This is a genomic window from Stenotrophomonas maltophilia, assembly GCF_039555535.1.
GTDB lineage: Bacteria > Pseudomonadota > Gammaproteobacteria > Xanthomonadales > Xanthomonadaceae > Stenotrophomonas > Stenotrophomonas maltophilia_Q.
Genome location: NZ_CP154630.1, coordinates 3,964,907 through 3,981,337, shown reverse-complemented (window position 1 = coordinate 3,981,337; position 16,431 = coordinate 3,964,907). Strand labels below are relative to the sequence as shown.

Below are 16,431 nucleotides of genomic sequence, written 5' to 3'. Positions count from 1 at the left end.
TAAGTCGTATTCGACGTTTTGCTGGCGCTGAAGGGGGCAGAGGGCAGATACGACTTAATCCCCTCCGTCCCCTTTTTCGGGTCAGCCCTCGAACGGCGGCAGCTTCTGCTTCACCGCCACGTTCTTCAGCGTGACGTACTTCGGCAGGCCATCGGCACCGTAGGGCAGCGGGGCTTCACCCTTGATCAGCGGCGACAGGTAGGCACGCGCTTTGGCCGTGATGCCGAAGCCATCGCGGCGGATGAAGCCGGCCGGCATCTTCTTCTCGCGGTTGGCGATCTTCGACAGTGGCGCCGCTTCGATCTTCCAGCGGTAGGGAGCGTCGCTGCTGCGCACGATCACCGGCATCACGCCGTTCTGGCCCTTCAGCGCCAGCTGCACCGCGGCCTTGCCGACCGCCTGCGCCTGCTCCCAGTCGGTCCTGCTGGCCAGGTGGCGGGCCGAGCGCTGCAGGTAATCGGGCAGCGCCCAATGGACCTTCAGGCCCAGCTGGTCCTTGACCCGGCCGGCCAGGTGCGCGGCCACGCCCCCCAGCTGCGAGTGGCCGAACGAGTCCTTGCCGCCGCCAGCGTCGGCGACGAAGCGGCCGTCGGCGGTGGCGATGCCTTCCGATGCCACCACCACGCAGTAGCCGACGCGCTCGACCACCGCCTTCACCTTGGCCAGGAACGCAGTCTCGTCGTAGGCGCGCTCGGGCAGCAGGATGATGTGCGGGGCTTCGTCTTCGCCATTGCCGGCCAGGCCGGCGGCCGCAGCCAGCCAGCCGGCGTGACGGCCCATCGCCTCGTAGATGAAGACACGGGTGGAGGTCTCGGCCATCGCCGCCACGTCCAGCGCCGCCTCGTGCACCGACACGGCGGTGTACTTGGCCGCCGAGCCGAAGCCGGGGCAGGTGTCGGTCACTGCCAGATCGTTGTCGATGGTCTTGGGCACACCGATGCAGGTCAGGTCGTAGCCGGAGGCCTTGGCCAGCTGCGAGACCTTCAGCGCGGTATCGGCCGAGTCGTTGCCGCCGTTGTAGAGGAACCAGCGCACGTCGTGCGCACGCAGCACCTCCAGCAGGCGGTCGTAGCGGGCGCGGTCGGCGTCCAGCGATTTCAGCTTGACCCGGCACGAGCCGAAGGCGCCGCCCGGGGTATGGGCGAGGGCGCGGATGGCCGCAGCGCTCTCCTTGCTGGTGTCGATCAGTTCCTCGCGCAGCGCGCCGAGGATGCCGTTGCGCGCGGCCAGCACCTTGATGCCCTTGGTCCGGGCCTGCTCGATCACCGCCGCCGCCGTGGCGTTGATGACGGCGGTGACACCACCGGATTGGGCGTAGAGGAGAGTACCGTTGCGCATGCGTCTACCTGCTCGGGGGAAAGGACATTGCAGGGACATTACCCGGATGCGGTAAAGTGGCGCTATTGCGGTGCAGCGATACCGGTCCGTCCGGGACGCGAACCTTCTTTGTTTTCAACACGTTGGAGTCAGGTCAATGCGATTGGTTCTGTTGGGACCGCCCGGTTCGGGCAAGGGGACACAGGCGACGCGCCTGAAGGAAAAGCTGGGGATCGCCCACATTTCGACCGGTGACATGCTGCGCGCGGAAATCGCCGCGGGCACGGAGCTGGGCAAGCAGGCCAAGACGGTGATGGATGCCGGCAACCTGGTGTCGGATGACATCCTGCTGGGCATGCTGGAGTCGCGCCTGACCCAGGCCGATGTCGCCAAGGGCTTCATCCTCGATGGCTATCCGCGCAATGTGGCCCAGGCCAATGCGATGGACGGCCTGCTGGCCAAGATCGGCCAGCCGCTGGATGCCGTGGTGCAGCTGGACGTGGCCACCGAGCTGCTGGTCGACCGCATCGCCGGTCGCGCCAAGGAACAGGGTCGTGCCGACGACAATCCGGAAGCGGTGCGCCAGCGCCTGCAGGTTTACAACGACCAGACCGCCCCGGTGGTCGACTTCTACGCCGGCCGTGGCACCCTGGCCCGCGTCGACGGCGTCGGCGAACTGGACGAGATCGAAGCCCGCATCCTGGCGGCGATCAAGGCCTGATCCGGCGGGGCCGGCCCGCTGCCGGCCCTTCGGGCGAAAAAACACAGGCCTGGTCCGCGAGGATCAGGCCTGTGTCGTTTCATAGGCGCCAGCAGAGGGCTTGCTCAGGGCCCCGCAGCATGAGCTCCCTTGGGGATGGCCTCTTGGGGAGTAGGACCGGTTCGGGTACTGCGGCTGGCAGTTCGAATTGTGTCCGGGTTCACAGAACATCGCTATCGGGAATTCCCTGACAGAAGATTGGAGTTTTCTCACATCCCGTGTAGGACTTGTCTTACCCGGGGGCGGACATTGGCCCTATACAGCCGTCATCGGTCACAATCCCCGGTCATGAGCAGCGTACATATCCTTGCAATCGCCGGCACCTTCATGGGCGGCGTGGCCGCCCTGGCGCGGGAACTCGGCCATACGGTCAGTGGCAGCGACCAGGCCATCTATCCGCCGATGTCGACCCAGCTGGAACAGCTGGGCATCACCCTGGACCAGGGCTATCGCGCCGACAGCGTGCCGGCCGGAACCGATGAAGTGGTGATCGGCAACGCGCTCTCGCGCGGCAATGCGGCCGTGGAGGCCGTGCTCGACGCCGGCCAGCGCTACATTTCGGGCGCGCAATGGCTTTCTGAACAGGTACTGCCGGGCCGCGACACCCTGGCCGTGGCCGGTACCCATGGCAAGACCACCACCACCACCATCCTCACCTGGCTGCTGGAAAGCGCCGGGCGTTCGCCGGGCTTCCTGATCGGCGGCGTGGCCGAGGATTTCGGCGTTTCCGCGCGCCTGGGCCAGGGCCGCGAATTCGTGGTCGAAGCCGATGAGTACGACACTGCCTTCTTCGACAAGCGCAGCAAGTTCGTGCACTACCGGCCGCTGGTGGCCATCCTCAACAACCTTGAATACGACCATGCCGACATCTTCCCCGATGTGGCGGCGATCCAGCGCCAGTTCCACCATCTGGTGCGCACGGTGCCGGCGCGTGGCCGCCTGATCGTCAACGGCGAGGACCAGCACGTGGCCGAGGTGCTGGCGATGGGGTGCTGGACCCCGGTCGAGCGCTTCGGTTTCGACCCGACCCTGGAATGGCATGCGGAACTGCTGGTTGCCGATGGCAGCGCGTTCCGCGTGTACCACCGCGGGCAGGCGCTGGGTGATGTGCAGTGGTCGCTGCTGGGCCGGCACAACGTGCTCAACGGCCTGGCCGCGCTGGCCGCCGCGCATGCGGTGGGCGTGGCACCGGCCGAGGTGATCCCGGCGCTGGCGCGCTTCCGCAGCGTCAAACGCCGCATGGAAGTGATCGGCAGCCACGAGGGCATCACCGTCTACGACGATTTCGCCCATCACCCGACCGCGATCGCCACCACGCTGGAAGGTCTGCGTGCCAAGGTCGGCGATGCGCGTATCGTGGTTGCCATGGAGCCGCGCAGCAATTCGATGCGGCTGGGCGCACATGCGCAGGCGCTGGCGCCTTCGCTGGCACTGGCCGATGACGTGGTGTTCCTGCACCGCCCGGAACTGGCCTGGGATGCCGCCGCTGTGATCGCCGCGGTGCGTGGTGAAGCGCACGCGGTGCCGGATACCGACGCGCTGCTGGCGCAGCTGCAGACCAGCGCGCGCCGCGGCGACCACGTGGTGTTCATGTCCAATGGTGGCTTCGACGGCGCACCGCGCCGCTTCCTCGCCGCGCTGCAGGCCCGATGAGCGTCGACGGTTCGCTGCCGCTGTTTCCGCTGCACACCACGCTGGTACCGGGTGCGGCGGTGGGCCTGCGCGTGTTCGAGCGGCGCTACCTTGATCTGGTGCGCGACAGCGGCCGCAGTGGCGAAGGCTTCGGTGTCTGCCTGATCCTCGACGGCCAGGAAGTGGGAGCCCCGGCAACACCGGCGGCCTATGGCGTGCAGGTGCGCATCGAAGACTTCGATGTCGGCGCCGACGGTGTGCTGCAGTTGCGCCTGCGCGGCACCCGCCGTTTCCATGTCGAGCGCACCCGCGTGCGCGACAACGGGCTGGTGGTGGCCGATGTGCGCTGGTGCGAGGAAGACCCCGATGACGAACTGCGGCCGCAGCATGCACTGCTGGCCACGGTGCTGGGGCACATCATCGAGCAGGCCGGTGAGGCCTATGCGCCGGCCAATCCGGCGTTGCTGGACCAGGCCAGCTGGGTCGGCTGGCGGCTGGCCGAGCTGCTGCCGCTGAGCGAGCAGCAGCGGTTGCAGCTGCTGCAGCTGGATGATCCGCACCAGCGTCTGCAGCAGTTGCTGGGCTGGATGCCGTAGAAGCCATCCTCGGGTGGATGTGCACCTTGGGGCACACGCTGGGGTATCCGTGGAATCCCCATCCAGGCATGGCGTGGATCTACTGTAGCGCCGAGCCTATGCTCGGCTTGTTGGATCGTGGGAAGCGCAGCCGAGCATGGGCTCGGCTCTACAGTGGGTGATCGCGCACCGGTACCGGTCAGGGCGTTGTAGTCTTCAACCGCAGCACCGGCAACCCGGTTTCGCTGTGCACGTCCTCGCGCTGCGGCAGGTCCTGCACGGCTTCCTTCACGGCATTCAATGCCGGGTCGACGCCACGCAGCGGGTGCCACATGCCGATCCACTCGAAGTGGCGTTCGTAACGCAGGGTCTGCGCGCTGCCCAGCCAAAGCGGCGTGTTGCCAGGCTGCAGCTGGGCCGGTGCTGGCCACAGCCGCAGTACATAGCGCTCATCCGGCTTCGCGCCCTGGCGCACCATCAACAGCGCTTCCACGCGCGTATCCAGGGTTGCCGGCAGCACCGGCAGTTCATCGGCACCGGTGTTCTTGTCCAGCATCAGCAGCGCCTGCTGCCAGCCAGCCTGGTCCTGCCGCTTCCAGCCACGCGCTTCCAGCTGTGCCTGCAACGGTGCCAACGGACCGGCCACCTGCACGTCCAGCGGCCAGCGCTGATCGTCGTCGAACTCGTTGCGACGCGCCGGCAGCTGCACCCAGTCGCGCTGCCACCAGGCCTGCATGTCCATCGCCTGCGGTGCCGGCAGGGTGGGTTCGAAGCGTTCCAGCTTCACCGGGATGTTGCGCGGCGCGTACCACATCGCTGCCACGGCGAAGACGCCGTAGAACAGCCACGCCACCGGCTTCACCCAGAACGAGCGGTTGAAGCGGCGGCGATAGGCGATGCCCAGCACCAGCAGCCAGAACGTGCCGAACAGCATGCCGCCGATCACATCGCTCAGCCAGTGCGCGCCCAGGTACAGGCGCGAGAATCCGATCAGGCTGACCACGATGCCCGAGATCAGGTACGGCCAGACGCGGGTGCGGCCGGGCATCTCGCGTGCGATCAGCACCGCGAAGAAGCCGAAGGTGATGGTGGCCATGGTCACCGACACCGACGGGAAGCCGAAGCCACTGCTGGCATCGACCGGGCGCACCACATCGACGGTGGCGCCGAGCAGCATGGTCAGCGCCAGGCCGAAGGCCAGTGCCGCCAGCCAGTGTGCGGCGGCCATCCAGCGCCGGCGCCAGATCAGGTAGCCCATCGCTGCAGCCGTGGCCGGCAGCAGTACCTGCCACGCCCCCAGCGACGCCAGCGCGGCCATCGGGTAGTCGGCCAGCGGATTGCGCAGTGCCAGCATGGCCTGGTGCACCAGCAGGTCGATCGCCAGCGGTTCGCCATGCGCGACCACCACGGTCAGCAGCGCGAACCAGCCCCAGCCCAGCAACAGCAGCATCAACGCCAGCATCGCCAGCGGCACCGATTCGCGGCGCTTCGGGTCCAGCACGCCCACGGTGTAGCGGCCCAGCGTCGGGTGGCGGTTGGACCAGTCCAGCAAGCGTGCCAGCCAGTTGTCCATGCGTGCGGCCGACCAGCGGTAGCCGTACAGCACGATGGCCCAGACCAGGCCAAGGATCACCGCCAGCAGGCCTACCACCACCACCAGCCGCCCTGCCACGGCAGCCACCGCGTCATACGCTTCGCCGAGGATCCAGCCCGGGGCCAGGAACAGCACGGCCCAGGAAATGCTGGCGATGCCGCTGGCCTGCACGTAGCGGCTGGCGGGCATCTTCATCATGCCGGCGATGGCCGGTACGAACGGGCGGATCGCGCCGACATAGCGCGCCACCAGGATGCTCTTGAACGCATTGCGGCGGAACAGGTTTTCGCCGCGGTCGAGCAGCTGCGGGTAGCGGCTGAACGGCCAGATGCCGCGCAGACGATCGCCCCAGCGGCGGCCGATCCAGTAGCTGATGCCATCACCGGCGAACGCACCCAGCGCCGCTGCCGCCACCGCGTACGGCCCGGAGATCTGGCCCAGGCCGATGAACACACCCACCGCGAACAGCAGCGGCAGGGCCGGCACGATGGCGCCGAGAATGATCACCGCATCGCAGAAGGCAATGAGGAAGATAACGGCGCCCGCCAGCACGGGGTGAGCGGCAATCCACGCGAGGGTGGCGTCGATCCATGAAGAGTCCATTGCCCGATTATAGGGGCGTGAACGTGACTGGTTCCCAGCCGCTTCGTGACCGTTTGCAACCGGCGCCATCGCCTAGAATGGGGTCATGCCGCATACGCCAGACGCTCCCCACCGTGCCTTGAAGGCCGACAGTTTCGGCCGGATCCTTCTGGTTGAAGGGCCCAACGGCCCGTTCGTGCGCCGCGATCTGCGCGCTACGCCGCTGTGGCTGCGGCTGCCCGCGTGGTGGCTGGCGCGGCGTGAAGCACGCGCGTTGCGCCATATTCACGGCATGGCCGACGTGCCGCAGTTGCTTGCATGGGATGGCCGCCACCTCGACCGCAGCTTCATGGCCGGCGATGCCATGTACCAGCGCCCGCCGCGCGGCGACCTGGCCTGGTTTCGTTCCGCGCGCCGGCTGCTGCAGCAGCTGCATCGGAACGGCGTGGCCCACAACGATCTGGCCAAGGAGGCCAACTGGCTGGTCACCGAAGACGGCCGCCCGGCGCTGATCGACTTCCAGCTGGCAGTGATCGGCCACCCGCGCTCGCGCTGGATGCGCCTGCTGGCGCGCGAGGACCTGCGCCACCTGCTCAAGCACAAGCGCATGTATTGCCGTGAATCGCTCACCCCGGTGGAGAAGCGCGTGCTCAAGCGCACCTCGTGGGTGCGTGAGCTGTGGTTCGCCACCGGCAAACCGGTCTATCGCTTCGTCACCCGCCGCATCCTGCACTGGGAAGACAACGAAGGGCAGGGACCGAAGCCGTGAGTGCATCGCAGGTGATGAGCGCCCCGCCGAGCGCGGGCAGCGTGCTGCGCACACAGCTGCCCGGCGCCGACTTCGTGCACGCATGCCAGGCCACTACCCGGCGCGACGGGCGTACCGCACTGCAGGCCTACCGCGACATGGCGGCGACCATTCCGGGCTGGTTCGATGGCTTGATGGCGCTGCGCAACCACGGCATGCGCTTGCTGGGCATGAAGCATCTGGGGTCGTTGCGGGCGGTGCAGGATACTGTCGATCCGGCTCCCGGCCAGCGGCTGGGCATCTTCACCCTGCAGTCGCTGGATGACGATGCCATCGTGCTGGAAGACGATGATCGCCACCTGCGCGTACAGCTGGCCCTGCAATGGCAGGGCGACGTGCTGGAAGTGGCGACGGTGGTGCATACGCACAACGCGTTTGGCCGCCTTTACATGCTGCCGGTCGCGCCCGTGCACCGGTTGATCGTGCCGCATCTGCTGCAGAAGCAGGTGCAGGCCTATCGATGACGCGTCGCTGCGTCCGCCGGGCATGGCCCGGCGACACGCGGCGTTTCCGGGTTACGGCGTCGCCGGCACCACCTGCTGGCCGATGAAGTTGCGCTTGGCATCGAAGTCATAGGCGATCTGCAGCTGGCCCACGTCCGGGCAGGCGTGGCAGTCACGCAGCGGCGTGCGGTACAGCAGGCGGATGCCGCCGCCCTCCAGCGGTGTCGCTCCGGCCGACTGCGCAGGCGCGAACGGCGTGGCCTGCGGGTTCGCCTTCAGCAGCTCCTGCACGGTCGCGTCGGCACGCAGCGTGTCGTCCAGTTGCACGGCATCCACATCGATGCGCTTGCCGCTGGCGTCGACCAGGCGGGTGCCTTCGTTGGTGTTGGCCCGGAAGGGATACTCGACCGTGGCAATGCCCAGCCCCTCGTTCTCATGCCACGCTGTGACATACGCCAGTTCCCCGGCGCTGGACAGTTGCTCGGCGGCGGTGATCGCCTCGGCGCTCGCTCCGCCCGCTCGCATTGCATCGCGCAGGCAATCCCGGGTGGCCGCATTCTCGCCCTGGCGGCATGCGTTCAGATCGCCATCCCAGACCACGGCCTCGCTCCAGCGCATCTTTCCGTCGGCGGCAGCCTTCTCCGCGCTGGGCGCGTCACCGGCGGGCGTCTCCTTGCCGGGTTCCGGCGAACGGCCCTGGCAGGCAGTCAGCAGGGCAAGCCCCAAGGCAGGCAGCAACAGGCGGGAACGGCGCATGGCGTGAACCTCGTGCGTTGGCTGGAGGCCCGAGTATCGTCAAGGCCGGGTGAACTCCGCGTCGGCGCGGCATACTAGCGGCTCATTGCATACGCTGGAGTGTGGAACGTGGGCAGTCTGCAGGGCAAAACGCTTTTCATCACCGGTGCCTCGCGTGGCATCGGCCTGGCCATCGCACTGCGCGCTGCGCGCGACGGTGCCAATGTGGCCATCGCGGCCAAGTCGTCGGTGCCCAATCCGAAGCTGCCGGGCACCATCCACACCGCTGCCGAAGCGGTGACGGCGGCAGGCGGGCAGGGCCTGGCGCTGAAGTGCGACATCCGCGAGGAAGAGCAGGTGCAGGCGGCCGTCGCGGCCACGGTCGATACCTTCGGTGGCATCGACATCCTGATCAACAACGCCAGCGCGATCTGGCTGCGCGGCACGCTGGATACGCCGATGAAGCGCTTCGACCTGATGCAGCAGGTCAATGCGCGCGGCAGTTTCCTGTGCGCGCAGGCCTGCCTGCCGTACCTGCTGCAGGCGCCGAATCCCCACATCCTCACCCTGGCACCACCGCCGAGCCTGGAGCCGAAGTGGTGGGCACCGCACACCGGCTACACGCTGGCAAAGATGGGCATGAGCTTCGTCACCCTGGGGCTGGCTGCGGAGTTCGGTCCGCAGGGCGTGGCGGTGAACGCGCTGTGGCCGCGCACGGTGATCGCCACCGATGCGATCAACATGATTCCGGGCGTGGATGCGGCCGGTTGCCGCACGCCACAGATCATGGCCGACGCGGCGCATGCGGTGCTGGTGCGCGAAGCGGCCGGTTTCCATGGCCAGTTCCTGATCGATGATGAAGTGCTGGCGCAGGCCGGCGTCACCGATCTTTCGGGCTACGCGGTGGACCCGTCGCGGCCGTTGCTGCCGGATCTGTTCCTGGATTGATATCGCACTACCGGAAGAGGCCGAGGGCTGCGACGCTCGGCCTGCTGCGCTAGAATGCGCGGCTGTAATCGTTTCCAACAAGGATGTGAGCACATGTCACGCACTCTTTCCGTCGCGGCGCTGGCCGCTTCGCTGTCGTTGATCCTGACCGCCTGCGGTGGCAAGGCCCCCGCAGCTGCGGGCGGCGCTGATTCCTCCGGCACGCCGGACGCCAGCGCGGCCTCGTCCGATACACAGCAGCAGTTGACCGCCAAGCTCAACGCCTACATCGGTTGCTTCAACGCGCTGGATTCGAAGACCCACGGCAGCATCCAGTCCTACACGCGCTGGATCAAGGATGTCGACGCTGGCCCGACCGGGCGTGAGACGCACGTGTACGGCCCGTTCGAGATCAGCGACTACGACATGAAGCAGTGCGACGCCCCGGTGACCGAGGCGATCGCTGCCAAGCCGGCGCTGGCCGAACTCGATGCTGCTGCAGGCCATTACCAGCAGGCGCTGAAGGCGCTGGTGCCGGTCAGCAAGGACGCGCACGACTACTACGATCGCCAGGACTACGAAGACGACCAGTTTGCCAAGGGCAAGCAGCTGCACGCGCCGTTGATGGCCGCCTTCAAGGATTTCGTGGCTGCCAGCGAAACCTTCAATGCCGAGCTGGAGCATCAGAACGATGCCGCCCAGCGCGAGCAGCTCAAGGCGCTGGAGCAGGCCGAGGGCCGCACGCGCGAGTACTACCGCCTGGCGATGATGCTGGAGGCCAAGGCCCTCATGGATCTGATGAGCGAAGATGATTTCGATCAGGCCAAGGCCCGCGAACGCCTGGATGCCTTCAATCGCATCTCCGATGAAGCGCACGCCAAGGTTGCCGACCAGGAGCCGGGCAAGTCGGACTGGGAAGGCTTCGAACGTGGTGCCGAGAATTTCCGGCGCGAAGGCAAGGAGCGGCTGCAGCGCGTCAGCGAGAAAAAGCCTTACACCGATTTCGAACGACGCATGCTTGATTCGCCGTCGATGGCGCCGCGCGGTTCGGCCAGCAAGCTGATGCAGGAATACAACTCGCTCGTTTTCCAGAGCAACCGCCAGTGACCGGCGCGCCAGTACTCATGCGAGAGACCATGACGACGTCCTGTCTGCGTATCGCGCCGCTGCTGCTGATCGGCGCTGTGGCGGGCCTGAGCGGCTGCAACAGATCGGCAGGGCTGCCGGTGGCCGACCCCGGCCTGGAGAAGGTGAACGCCTACATCGAGTGCTACAACGGCGTTGAACAGCCCTTCCACGAGGGCTTCCAGGCCTACACCAGCTGGATGAAGGACCCCGAAGCCGGCCCGACCGGCAAGGAAGCGCAGCCGCGTTCGCCCGGAAAGGTGCTGTCGCACCGCGTCGAGTACTGCGGCCAGCCCCTGACCGACGCGCTGGCGAAGACCCCGGCACTGCCGATGGATGGCCCCGCGCGTGACTATCAGCAGGCATTCCAGGCATTGAACACCCTGGTCGAGCGTGCCGATGGCTACTTCACCCGCGAGGACTATCGCCGTGATGGCGGTGAAGGGATGCGCAGCCAGCATGCCCCGTTGATGCAGGCCTACGCCGATTTCTTCAGGGCCAGCGAAGCGATGGATGTGGCGCTGGAAAAGAACGAGAACGATCGCCGGGTCGCGCAGCTGAAGCAGATCGAGGAAAGCGAAGGGCGTTCGCTGGCCTACTACCATCTTCGCCTGCTGGGCGATGGCAAGCAGCTGGCCATGGCGTTCCAGAGCGACGCGCCGGACGTTGCAGCGTTGCGCGCGCAGCTGGCTGACTTCCAGGCACTGGTGACGGAGATCCAGAACGGTGGCGTCGGCAAGGATGACCCGATGTGGGGCCACGTGCAGCGTTCGGCGGACAAGCTGGTGCGTACCGCGGGACGTGGCGTCGAGCGCCTGGAGCAGCACAAGCCGATCACCGCCGAAGCGCTGGCGGCAGAACGGAAGGCGTCAGGAAGTTGGCTCACCACCGACCCGGAAGGGGCGCAGTCAACGATCCTTGCCGCTTACAACGATCTGGTAACTACCAGCAACCGCATGCGATGAGCAGCGCGCGCATCCATGCGTAAACGCCAAGGGGTAGTGCCGGCCGCTGGCCGGCATGTGCCTCAATGGCTGAACGCGTCCGGCAGCTCACCGCCGCACTTGCGGCAGTGCCGTGCATCCGGCTCGTGGCCTTCCAATCCGCACTGCGGGCAGCCACGTGCGTCACGGCGCGCGGCCAACTCGGCCTCGCGCATCGTGCTGGCCAGTTCGGCGGTGTAGATGCCGGTGGGCACGGCGATGATGCTGTAGCCGATCAGGATCAGCACCGAGGTGACGAAGCGGCCAAGCACGGTCTGCGGCACGATGTCACCGAAGCCGACCGTGGCCATGGTTACCACCGCCCAGTACATGCTGGCCGGGATGTTGCTGAAACCATGCTCGGGGCCTTCGATCACGTACATCAGTGCGCCGGCGATGATGGTGATGGTGATCACCGTGAACAGGAACACCAGCACTTTGCGCCGGCTGCGCCACAGCGACGTCATCAGTACGCCGCTTTCCTCGATGTAGCGGGTCAGCTTGAGGATGCGGAACACGCGCAGGATGCGCAGTGCGCGCACCACCAGCAGGCTCTGCGCGCCGGGGATGAACATCGACAGGTAGGCGGGCAGGATCGACAGCAGGTCGATGATGCCCCAGATGCTCACCGCATACCGCAGCGGGCGCTTGACCACCGCCAGCCGCAGCAGGTACTCGGCGGTGAAGATGATCGTGAAGCCCCATTCCAGGATGTACAGGCCGGTGGACCATTCGGCGTGCAGGTGCTGCACGCTGTCGATCATCACCACCAGGATGCTGGCGACGATCGCCACCACCAGGATCAGGTCGAAATTGCGCGAAGGGCGGGTGTCGTGGCGGTAGATGATGTCGAACCACCGGCGGCGCCAGCCGGTCTCGGTGGCGGGGTTCAGCTGGGGGGCGGAAAACGGTCGCATGGGCGCATTGTGCCGCAGGGGTTCCGGCGCGAGAATGGGGATTCCTGAATCCTGCCGACTGCCATGACCGCCGCGACCGATCCGCTGATCTCCCTTTCGCACTATTACCTGCCGGTCTACAAGCCCCGCCAGGTGGTACTGGAGCGAGGCCAGGGCGCCCGCGTGTGGGACAGCCAGGGCCGTGAGTTCATCGACCTGGCCGCCGGCATCGCCGTGTGCGGCCTGGGCCACAACGACCCGGACCTGGTGGCCGCGCTGGTCGAACAGGCCGGCAAGCTCTGGCATACCAGCAACGTGTTCTACAGCGCGCCGCCACTGCACCTGGCCGAGGAGCTGGTGAAGGCCAGCCGCTTCGCCGAGCGCGTGTTCCTGTGCAATTCCGGCGCCGAAGCCAATGAAGTGGCGATCAAGATGGTCCGCAAGTGGGCCTCCAGCCAGGGCCGCCCGGCCGACAAGCGGGTGATCATCACCTTCCGCGGCAGCTTCCACGGCCGCACCATGGGCGCGGTGACCGCCACTGCCCAGCCGAAGTACCAGGAAGGCTACGAGCCGCTGCCCGGCGGCTTCCGCTACATCGATTTCAACGATGAAGTGCAGTTGGAAACCGCGATGGCCGCCGGCGATGTGGCTGCAGTGATGCTGGAGCCGATCCAGGGCGAGGGCGGCGTGATGCCGGCCAAGTCCGGTTTCCTCAAGCGCGTGCGCGAGCTGTGCGACCAGCACAACGCGTTGCTGGTGCTGGATGAGATCCAGGCCGGCATGGGCCGCACCGGCACGCTGTTCGCGCACTGGCAGGACGACGTGGTGCCGGACATGGTCACCCTGGCCAAGGCACTCGGCGGTGGCTTCCCGATCGGCGCGATGCTGGCCGGCCCGAAGGTAGCCGAGACCATGCAGTTCGGCGCGCACGGCACCACCTTCGGTGGCAACCCGCTGGCCGCTGCGGTCGCCCGCGTGGCACTGCGCAAGCTGGCCTCGGCGGAGATCGCGGCCAATGTCAGCCGCCAGTCGAAGGCGCTGCGCGATGGCTTCGCCCGCATCAACGACGAGTTCGGTGTGTTCAGCGACGTGCGTGGCCGCGGCCTGATGCTGGGCGCGGTGCTGAGCAAGGACTTCGCTGGCCAGGCCGGAGCGATCCTCGACCATGCCGCCGAGCAGGGCCTGCTGACCCTGCAGGCCGGCCCGGACGTGCTTCGCTTCGTGCCGTCGTTGAACATCACCGACGAAGAAGTGGCCGAAGGCCTGAAGCGCCTGCGCGCAGCGATTGCTGCGTTCATTGCCGCGCGCTGACGCCAGCAGAGGCATCTGTAGAGCCGAGCCTACGCTCGGCTCATCGCGATGCCAGGCAACAGCAGCCGAGCATGGGCTCGGCTCTACGGCGGTTCACGCAATCCGATAGCGCTTCAACACCTTGCCCAGTCCACGGCCATCGTGCACGGTTTCTGCATGTAGGCCGGCGGCGCGTGCACCGCGTACGTTGGCGAACAGGTCATCGATGAACAGCGTGTACGCAGGCGCGGCGTCGAGCATCTGCAGCGTGCGCAGGAACACCTCCGGCGCCGGTTTGCGCAGGCCGAAATCGGCGCTGCAGAACACGCGCCCCAGCAGGGCAGGGAACAGCTCCGGCAGCAGGGAAGGCAACGCCTGCTTCATCAGCGCGCCATTGTTGGTCAGCACCGCCATCGGCAGCTGCAGGGCCTGCAGCCGTTGCAGTACTGCGGGCTGCGGATGGCTGGCGGCTTGCCGCGCTGCTGTCCAGGTGTCCACGTCGACAGTCCTGTGCAGAAGCTCTCCCAATCGCGCGAGATAGGCCGGGCCATCCAGCGCACCATTGTCATGCGCGGCTTCCAGGCCGCTGTCGTACAGCGCAGCCTGCACGGCCTGCGTCGGAACCCCCAGCGCCTGCGCCAGGTGCAGTACACGCTGCGCGCGCTGGTACTGCACCAGCACGCCATCCACATCCAGCAGCAACAGATCGATCCGCATCGGCCGAGCATGCCATCGTGGCCGATGTGCGGAAACCCTGGAGTGCGCGTGCGACAGACGGTCGCAGACATGGCTGCAGGTGCCTGCCTAGAATGGCGCTTGAACCTGCAGGAGACGCAACGATGAAGGCTTGGATGGTGGCAGTGGGACTGGGTGCGCTGATGCTGGCGCCGTCGGCGATGGCACGGGTGTGTGCGGTGAGCATCGACAGCACCGACCAGATGAGCTTCAGCAGCCGCGAGATCAAGGTCGCCGCCGACTGCACCGCCGTGGACTTGACTCTGCGCCACACCGGCAAGCTGGCCGCCACTGCCATGGGCCACAACTGGGTACTGACCCGCACCGCCGATTACCAGCCGGTGGCGATGGCCGGCATGCGCATGACCCTGGCCGACAGCTACCTGCCGAAGGCCGACAAGCGCGTGCTGGCGCACACCAAGGTGATCGGTGGCGGTGAGAGCACGCGCGTGCGCTTCTCCACCCAGGGGCTGCAGAAGGGCGGTGACTACACCTTCTTCTGCTCGTTCCCCGGCCACTTCGCGATGATGAAGGGCAAGTTCGTCTTCGGTTGATGCCGCTTGTAGCGTCGAGCCATGCTCGACTGTTCTTTTCCGCGCTGCGCGCGATGAGCCGAGCATGGCTCGGCTCTACAGATAAATCGCCGTACGCAGTGCAGTAGATCCACGCCGTGCGTGGATACGGTGCACCGCAATGCCAACCAAGGTTGGCACCTGCCAGAGCTGGGCTCAGCCCTTGGCAGCCTTGAACGCCACGCGTGCGGCGGCCAGCGTCGCCTCGATCACCGCATCGTCGTGCGCGCTGGACAGGAAGCCGGCCTCGTACGCCGACGGTGCCAGGAACACGCCCTGGTCCAGCATGGCGTGGAAGAATCGGTTGAATGCCGGGATGTCGCAGGCGGTGGCCTGCGCATAGGTTTCCACCTTTTCACTGGTGAAGAACAAGCCGAACATCGCACCCACGCGGGTGGTGGTCACGGCCACGCCGGCTTCGGCGGCGGCGGCTTCCAGGCCGGCGCACAGGCGCGCGGTGCGTTCGGCCAGGTCGGCGTGGAAACCCGGCTGCTGGATCAGTTCCAGCATCGCCAGGCCAGCCGCCATTGCCACCGGGTTGCCGCTCAGCGTGCCGGCCTGGTAGATCGGGCCGGCCGGGGCAATCTGCTGCATCAGCTCGCGGCGACCGCCATAGGCGCCCACCGGCATGCCGCCGCCGATGATCTTGCCGAAGGTGGTCAGGTCCGGGGTGATGCCGTAGTGCGCCTGCGCACCGCCGAGGGCGACGCGGAATCCGGTCATCACTTCGTCGAAGATCAGCAGCGCGCCATGCTTCGTGCACAGTTCGCGCAGGTGCTGCAGGTAACCGTCGCGCGGCGGGATGCAGTTGGCGTTGCCGACCACCGGTTCGATGATCAGGCCGGCGATGTCCTGGCCCTGCTGTTCGAACAGCGCGGTGGCAGCCTCGAAGTCGTTGTAGGGCAGGGTCAGGGTCAGTTCGCTCAGGCCGGCTGGCACGCCAGGCGAGGTCGGTACGCCCAGGGTCAGCATGCCGCTGCCGGCCTTGACCAGGAACGAGTCGCCGTGGCCGTGGTAGCAGCCTTCGAACTTGACGATGCGGTTGCGGCCGGTCGCACCGCGCGCCAGGCGGATCGCGGACAGCGTGGCTTCGGTGCCGGAGTTGACCATGCGCACCATCTCGCACGACGGCACCAGGCGGGTGATGGTTTCGGCCATGGTCACTTCGGCCGCGCACGGCGCGCCGAACGACAGGCCGTTGTCGATCGCCTTCTTCACCGCCTGGCGCACGGCCGGGTGGTTGTGGCCGACGATCATCGGGCCCCAGGAACCGACGTAATCGATGTAGCGGTTGCCGTCGACGTCGTACAGGTAGGCGCCGTCGGCGCGCTCGACGAAGAACGGCTCGCCGCCGACCGACGTGAACGCACGTACCGGCGAATTGACGCCGCCCGGCAGCAGCTGCTGGGCACGGGAGAACAGGGCGTGGGACTGGTCGTGGTTCATGGGGCTTTCCT

General features: G+C 67.0%; 16 protein-coding genes. 10 read left to right on the top strand and 6 right to left on the bottom strand.

Translation table 11 applies throughout. From position 1 onward, the window contains the following. Nucleotides 1-81 precede the first annotated feature (81 nt). On the bottom strand, nt 82-1,338 hold the full coding sequence (locus AASM09_RS18380; protein WP_343368557.1) for a 6-phosphofructokinase: 1,257 nt from the start codon (nt 1,336-1,338) through the stop codon (nt 82-84). 136 nt (nt 1,339-1,474) lie between these two features. Between AASM09_RS18380 and AASM09_RS18375 the strand changes: the two genes are divergently transcribed. From AASM09_RS18375 to AASM09_RS18365, 3 genes are all read left to right on the top strand, one after another. After that, nucleotides 1,475-2,038 carry an adenylate kinase gene (locus AASM09_RS18375; RefSeq protein ID WP_014038375.1) on the top strand — a complete coding sequence of 188 codons (564 nt, stop codon included), beginning with the start codon at nt 1,475-1,477 and terminating at the stop codon, nt 2,036-2,038. A 327-nt stretch (nt 2,039-2,365) separates the two neighbouring features. Beyond that, a complete protein-coding gene (gene mpl, locus AASM09_RS18370) occupies nt 2,366-3,730 on the top strand; it encodes a UDP-N-acetylmuramate:L-alanyl-gamma-D-glutamyl-meso-diaminopimelate ligase (RefSeq protein ID WP_049429930.1) in 1,365 nt (454 codons plus the stop codon). Continuing rightward, nucleotides 3,727-4,305: an LON peptidase substrate-binding domain-containing protein gene (locus tag AASM09_RS18365; RefSeq protein ID WP_049429929.1), complete on the top strand. Its 579-nt coding sequence runs from the start codon at nt 3,727-3,729 to the stop codon at nt 4,303-4,305. Before mpl ends, AASM09_RS18365 begins: the two co-directional genes overlap by 4 nt. 178 nt (nt 4,306-4,483) lie before the next feature. Here the strand turns inward: AASM09_RS18365 and AASM09_RS18360 are convergent, their stop codons facing one another. Then, nucleotides 4,484-6,481, bottom strand: coding sequence for a bifunctional DedA family/phosphatase PAP2 family protein (locus AASM09_RS18360; RefSeq protein ID WP_100443675.1), 1,998 nt, complete (start codon nt 6,479-6,481; stop codon nt 4,484-4,486). Between the two features lie 85 nt (nt 6,482-6,566). Here AASM09_RS18360 and AASM09_RS18355 point away from each other — a divergent pair, with 85 nt between their 5' ends. Both AASM09_RS18355 and AASM09_RS18350 read left to right on the top strand, forming a co-directional pair. Then, a complete protein-coding gene (locus AASM09_RS18355; protein ID WP_049427303.1) occupies nt 6,567-7,229 on the top strand; it encodes a serine/threonine-protein kinase in 663 nt (220 codons plus the stop codon). Between the two features lie 14 nt (nt 7,230-7,243). Continuing rightward, complete coding sequence (locus AASM09_RS18350; protein WP_219632240.1) at nt 7,244-7,732, top strand: DUF2867 domain-containing protein; 489 nt, start codon at nt 7,244-7,246, stop codon at nt 7,730-7,732. Nucleotides 7,733-7,783: 51 nt separating this feature from the next. Here AASM09_RS18350 and AASM09_RS18345 read toward each other — a convergent pair whose 3' ends face one another. Continuing rightward, complete coding sequence (locus tag AASM09_RS18345; RefSeq protein ID WP_049427297.1) at nt 7,784-8,467, bottom strand: hypothetical protein; 684 nt, start codon at nt 8,465-8,467, stop codon at nt 7,784-7,786. Between the two features lie 108 nt (nt 8,468-8,575). On the opposite strand from AASM09_RS18345, the gene AASM09_RS18340 reads away from it, so the two are divergent. From AASM09_RS18340 to AASM09_RS18330, 3 genes are all read left to right on the top strand, one after another. After that, entirely contained in the window at nt 8,576-9,394 is an 819-nt protein-coding gene (locus AASM09_RS18340) for an SDR family oxidoreductase (protein ID WP_049427294.1), read from the top strand. A 93-nt stretch (nt 9,395-9,487) separates the two neighbouring features. After that, on the top strand, nt 9,488-10,480 hold the full coding sequence (locus tag AASM09_RS18335; RefSeq protein WP_049427293.1) for a YiiG family protein: 993 nt from the start codon (nt 9,488-9,490) through the stop codon (nt 10,478-10,480). A 17-nt stretch (nt 10,481-10,497) separates the two neighbouring features. After that, complete coding sequence (locus AASM09_RS18330) at nt 10,498-11,463, top strand: YiiG family protein (protein ID WP_049427307.1); 966 nt, start codon at nt 10,498-10,500, stop codon at nt 11,461-11,463. Between the two features lie 62 nt (nt 11,464-11,525). On the opposite strand, the gene AASM09_RS18325 is transcribed toward AASM09_RS18330, so the two are convergent. After that, complete coding sequence (locus tag AASM09_RS18325; protein WP_049427291.1) at nt 11,526-12,398, bottom strand: ion transporter; 873 nt, start codon at nt 12,396-12,398, stop codon at nt 11,526-11,528. Between the two features lie 63 nt (nt 12,399-12,461). On the opposite strand from AASM09_RS18325, the gene AASM09_RS18320 reads away from it, so the two are divergent. Next, entirely contained in the window at nt 12,462-13,688 is a 1,227-nt protein-coding gene (locus tag AASM09_RS18320) for an acetylornithine transaminase (protein ID WP_006467246.1), read from the top strand. Between the two features lie 93 nt (nt 13,689-13,781). Here AASM09_RS18320 and AASM09_RS18315 read toward each other — a convergent pair whose 3' ends face one another. Next, a complete protein-coding gene (locus AASM09_RS18315; RefSeq protein WP_049428280.1) occupies nt 13,782-14,384 on the bottom strand; it encodes an HAD-IA family hydrolase in 603 nt (200 codons plus the stop codon). A gap of 122 nt (nt 14,385-14,506) precedes the next feature. Here AASM09_RS18315 and azu point away from each other — a divergent pair, with 122 nt between their 5' ends. Next, a complete protein-coding gene (azu, locus tag AASM09_RS18310) occupies nt 14,507-14,956 on the top strand; it encodes an azurin (protein ID WP_049428283.1) in 450 nt (149 codons plus the stop codon). Between the two features lie 174 nt (nt 14,957-15,130). Here azu and hemL read toward each other — a convergent pair whose 3' ends face one another. After that, a complete protein-coding gene (gene hemL / locus AASM09_RS18305) occupies nt 15,131-16,420 on the bottom strand; it encodes a glutamate-1-semialdehyde 2,1-aminomutase (protein ID WP_049428286.1) in 1,290 nt (429 codons plus the stop codon). Nucleotides 16,421-16,431: the final 11 nt, after the last annotated feature.